This is a genomic window from Caulobacter sp. Root1455, from assembly GCF_001426905.1.
Taxonomy (GTDB): Bacteria; Pseudomonadota; Alphaproteobacteria; order Caulobacterales; family Caulobacteraceae; genus Caulobacter.
Genome location: NZ_LMFQ01000018.1, coordinates 1 through 4,839, shown reverse-complemented (window position 1 = coordinate 4,839; position 4,839 = coordinate 1). Strand labels below are relative to the sequence as shown.

Below are 4,839 nucleotides of genomic sequence, written 5' to 3'. Positions count from 1 at the left end.
TATCCAACCTCGAATTCCGTGTCAAACCGTTTTTTACAAAACCGTCCGAACCAATCCGCCAAATCCGCCCGAAAGCAAACCCAGCAAACCGAAGCGACCCTCTAGTCAAGGCCGCCAATCAAGTCAAGAAAGAAATCCGAAGATTAACCACCTAGACTTGGAGAGCAACTTCAGAAGTTCTTGCGAACCAGCTTTGTTACTCTCGGGAGAGCGGTTTCTATTGAAGCCGCCATTCCCTGTCAACCGGCCTTTTCGCTTTCGTCTATGAGCTGGCCGAAGCCGCTTCGAAGGACAAAAGCGCGGCGACGAAGCCCTTGAAGACAGGGTCTTCGCAAATTCGTCACCGAGTCGATTGAGGCTGCGGAACCTAGCGATCCACCTTTCCAAAAGCAAGGCCCGAAGGCCTCGAATTCGTCCGGCGGGCGTTGGCCCCGAAGCGAGGGCGGTGTTTAGCCACCGCCCCGAAGAGTCGCAACCGCAAAAGCGACCTGATCAACCGCACACATCTCTTTCCCTGTGCGCGGATCTGTGAATGGTTTGAGGCTGGGCCTCGTCGCCCTGCCGGGACGACGACTCTTGCGCCATCCCCTCCCCTGCCTCCATAGACCTCTGCAAGAGGAGGCCCCGCGTCCATGTTGTCCCAGAAAGCGCGCTACGCCCTGCGCGCCATGATCGAACTGGCCCGCGAGAACGGACAGGTCACCGCCGGCGAGCTGGCGGTGCGCGCCGATGCGCCGCGCAAGTTCCTCGAGGCCATACTTCTTACACTGGCGCGCCAGGGCCTGGTGATCAGCCGCCGCGGCAAGTTCGGCGGCTATCTGCTGGGCCGGGAGCCGACCCTGATCAGCTTCGCCGAGATCATTCGACTGGTCGATGGTCCGCTGGCCTTGACCCCGTGCGTCAGCCGCACGGCGTTTCGCCGCTGCGAGGATTGCCGCGACCTGGCCACCTGCGCCCTGCGCGAAGCCTTGCTGCGGGCTCGCGACGCCACGGCGGCGGTGCTGGAAGGCTACAGCCTGGCCGACGCGGTCGCCGGTTCGGGCGCGGAATTGCTGGGCGAACCGACGCGCTGATCGACGCTCTATATAGGCGCCGTATATAGAGTGCGCGGGCGGCCCCTGTTTCGCCGCCCCAAACAGGTCCGCGACGCCGCCTCAGCCGGCCGCGATATAGGCCTTCAGTCCCTCGGCCTCGGCCTGGGCCTCGCTGATCTTGTATTTGACCAGGTCGCCGATCGAGATGATGCCGGCCAGGCGCTTGCCCTTGCAGACCGGCAGGTGGCGGATCCGGCGGTCGGTCATGCGCTCGAGCAGAGCATCGACCGTCTCTTCCGGCTGGGCGAAGACCACGTCGCGGGTCATGCAGAATGAGATCGGCTTGGACAGGGCGGCCGCGCCGCCCTCGGCGATCACCCGCACGATGTCGCGTTCGGACAGGATGCCGGCGATCGTCTCGTCCTCCTCGAGCACCACCATGGCGCCCACGCGCCGGGTGTGCAGCAGGGCCGCGGCGGCCCCCACCGTCTCGTTGGGCGAGGCGGTGAAGACGAGGTCGCCCTTGTCCTTCAGGATCTGAGAAACCAGCAAAGCTTAATCCTCCCTGATACTTATTTCAGCTCAGGGTCTCGCAAAGCGGCCCCCTTATCAATGGGCTGGATCACGGGGGCCCGCTGGATCCCTGTCGCGACCGCCAAAGTCGTCCCGGAACCGGCGAACTTAACCAAATCGCGAGACCTTCGGGGTTAGACCGAACGCTGTCCGATATTGGCACGGGGGTTGCTAGCCGTCGGACACGTCGGTGTTCACGAGGTTCCTGATGGCTGCGAGTGAGAAGAAACTGCCGGGCGCCGGTCGCCCGCTGGCGATCAGCGCGGCGGTTCTGGCTCTGGCCATGGCCGCGACCGGCCTGGTGCTCTCCACCCAGGCCCATGCCCAGACCCTGGACAGCAATTCGGCCGCGTTCAACGCCGGCTACGGCCGCACGGCCGGTTCCGAGAACCACGTGCTCCAGTATTCGACCCGCGACGCCAACGGCAACCGGGTCATCGTCGACGGGGTCATGCTGACCGGCGCCGACCAGAGCGTCTATTCGTCCAGCCAATCGTCGGGATCGCTGGACAGCTATTCGGGGGTCGGCGCCTTGGGGGGCTACGGCAGCTCCACGGCGATCGGCAACAACCTGACGGTCGTCACCCAGGGCAACAACAACACGGTGATCGTCAACTCCAGTCAAATCAACAACGGCTCCATAACGGCCGGAACGAATGTCGGGAAATCGGGAAATGGCCAGTAAGCGCCTCAACCTCCTGTTGGCGGGGGCCTGCGTCGCGCTGAGCGCCTGCGGCGGGGTTCCCAAGTCCATGACCGACGGCAACTACGCCACGCCGATCGGCTCGGCGCCGGTGACCGCCAACCCGACCCCCTACACCGCGGGCCTCGTCTGCCTGGCTCAATATGCCCGGACCAATCACGTGGTCGCGCCGCGCGTCGCCATCGGCCGCATCGCCGACTACACCGGCAAGGAAGAGTCCGACGGTTCGGGCCGCAAGGTCACCCAGGGCGCCTCGCTGCTGGCCATGACCGCCTTCGCCAAGGCCGGCATGCCGATGGTCGAGCGCTTCGACACCTCGGTGTCGGAGTACGAACTGAAATACGCCAACAACAAGCTGATCTCCGACAACCCCAAGCCGGGCGCCGACGCGCCGGCCGACTATCGCCGCATCCTGGCGGGCCAGGTGCCGGGGTCGGACTTCTACGTGGCGGGCGGCATCACCGAGCTGAACTACAACATCCGCTCGGCGGGCGTCGACGCCTATGGCGGCGACAAGGACACCGACGGCTTCAAGGCCAACTTCCGCCGCCGGGTGTTCGTGATGAACATCGCCCTGGACCTGCGGCTGATCAACACCCGCACGCTGGAGGTGGTCGACGTGATCTCCTACCAGAAGCAGGTGGTCGGCCGAGAGATCAGCGTCGGCGTCTTCGACTTCCTTAATGGCAACATCTTCGACATCTCGGCCGGCCGCGGCGCGCTGGAGCCGATGCAGCTGGCCGTGCGCTCGCTGATCGAGCGGGCGACCATCGAGATGAGCGCCAACCTCTATGGCATGCCCGGCCCGCAGAGCTGCCTGCAGTACGATCCCTACGCCGGCAACACGGTGGGCGCGACCGGGGCCTTCGTCCCCGCCTACAACAACCTGGGAACCAACAATGCGCAGACCCGCGAAGACCCGTCTCGCTGGAACGATCGCAGCGATCCCAATGTGCGTGATGCTGGCAAGCGGGGTCGCTACTAGCCAAACGACCCAGGGCTCGAACGACCAGCTGAACGTCGGCGCCCTGTTCGCCGACCAGACCCTGAACGTCGTCACCGCCGACGAGGGCGTCACCGCCACCACCACGGCCGGGGCCAACACCTTCGGCATGACCGTGGTCGGCGCCGACGCCGGCCTGACCTCCAACCAGGTCAACCAGGGCGCGGTCACCGCCCACGGGGTCGTCAATGTCTCAAGCTCCATGGGCGACAGCAGCACCGTCACCACCACGGCCGTCGGCAACAGCGGCACGGCCACGGCGGCCTACGGCACGCTCAGCGGCTTCATGGTCCAGACCAACAGCGGCGCCGTCACCGCCCGCAGTCAGATCGAGGCCGAGACCGCCCAGGCCGGCGACGTGGTCGAATCCAGCCTGGCGGCCGGCAACAGCCAGGGCCTGCTGATGGTCAACGGCGCGATGGGCGCGCGGGTCAGCCAGAACAACCAGGCCGACGTGGCCGCCGACGGCGGGGCGATCATCCAGTACGTGGCCGGAACCGCGGTCGTGGCCGGCACGGCGGCGGGCAACAACATCGACCTGACCGGCGCCAACCAGTCGGCGGCGCGGGTCATCACCGACCAGAACAACGGCGCGGCCAATGTCACGGCCACCAAGTTCGCCGCCTACGGCAACAGCTACCTGACCACCACGGCCGCCACCGCCTCGGGCAACAACCTGAACGCCGCCAATGACGGCACGCTGCTGGACGTGGCCAGCCACCAGGTCAACACCGCCTATGTGCGGGCCCAGGCCGAGGAGAGCTCGTACCAATTCGGCGGCGCCCAGGCCACGGCCTACGGCGTGGGCAATTCGGCCATGGCCAGCAACGCCAACGGCCCGGGCCTGGTGCTCGACAACGTCCAGGTCAATGACGGCGGCGGGGTCGAGGTGATCGCCAGCTTCGAGGGGACGAGCGGCTACGACGCCGGGGCCGGCGCCACGGCGATCGGCAACGCGGTCAGCGGATACGCCTGCAATCAGTGCGGGGGCGCCATGACCGCCGCCAACAGCCAGGCCAACAATGTCGACGTCAGCGCCCGCTCGACGGTGACCGTGAACGCCGGTCGTTCGGTGGTCGGCGTCGCCACGGCGACCGGCAACAACGCCACCTTCTCGGTAACGAACTAGGATCGTCAGGACCGGGCTCCCTTCTTGATGGGGTGCGGTGATCACTTGCCCCCTACGGACCGCTTCGCGGTCGTCTTCCCCCGCAGGGGGAAGAGGCGCCGCCGCCGGCGCCGCGCGTCCTCCGCCCCCTGTGGGGGCGGACAGACCGCGAAGCCGCCAGGTGAGGGCAAGTGTTCGCGGGCACGACGTTGCAGGCACGGCTCTTCGACCTCGGGCTTTCGCGACGAGTGGATGGGGAGGCGCGGAGCGGTCCGGGCCCAGCCCGGATGACCGTGGGTTTGGATGTGCGTTTCGGCTAGACCTGACCGCTCCGCCGAACCGTTTTGACCGAGGGACGTCGATTGAGGGCCTGTTTCATCCCGATCGACGTTCCCCCTCGGACGGGCAGGATCAGGTC

Annotated in this window: 5 protein-coding genes; 4 read left to right on the top strand and 1 reads right to left on the bottom strand. The window is 66.3% G+C overall.

What is annotated here, in order from left to right; all coding sequences use genetic code 11:
- Positions 1-632 precede the first annotated feature (632 nt).
- Positions 633-1,073, top strand: coding sequence for an RrF2 family transcriptional regulator (locus ASD21_RS09450; protein ID WP_056440004.1), 441 nt, complete (start codon positions 633-635; stop codon positions 1,071-1,073).
- A gap of 81 nt (positions 1,074-1,154) precedes the next feature.
- On the opposite strand, the gene ASD21_RS09445 is transcribed toward ASD21_RS09450, so the two are convergent.
- The gene (locus ASD21_RS09445) at positions 1,155-1,586 is read right to left on the bottom strand and encodes a CBS domain-containing protein (RefSeq protein ID WP_056440002.1); all 432 of its coding nucleotides are present in this window, start codon (positions 1,584-1,586) and stop codon (positions 1,155-1,157) included.
- Between the two features lie 229 nt (positions 1,587-1,815).
- Between ASD21_RS09445 and hfaA the strand changes: the two genes are divergently transcribed.
- The 3 genes from hfaA to hfaD are packed head-to-tail and all read left to right on the top strand — an operon-like array spanning position 1,816 to position 4,442.
- On the top strand, positions 1,816-2,292 hold the full coding sequence (hfaA, locus tag ASD21_RS09440) for a holdfast anchoring protein HfaA (RefSeq protein ID WP_442856958.1): 477 nt from the start codon (positions 1,816-1,818) through the stop codon (positions 2,290-2,292).
- Positions 2,282-3,295, top strand: coding sequence for a holdfast anchoring protein HfaB (gene hfaB / locus ASD21_RS09435; RefSeq protein WP_056440000.1), 1,014 nt, complete (start codon positions 2,282-2,284; stop codon positions 3,293-3,295). Before hfaA ends, hfaB begins: the two co-directional genes overlap by 11 nt.
- Positions 3,261-4,442, top strand: a complete 1,182-nt coding sequence (gene hfaD / locus ASD21_RS09430; protein WP_056439998.1) for a holdfast anchor protein HfaD — start codon at positions 3,261-3,263, stop codon at positions 4,440-4,442. Before hfaB ends, hfaD begins: the two co-directional genes overlap by 35 nt.
- Positions 4,443-4,839 lie beyond the last annotated feature (397 nt).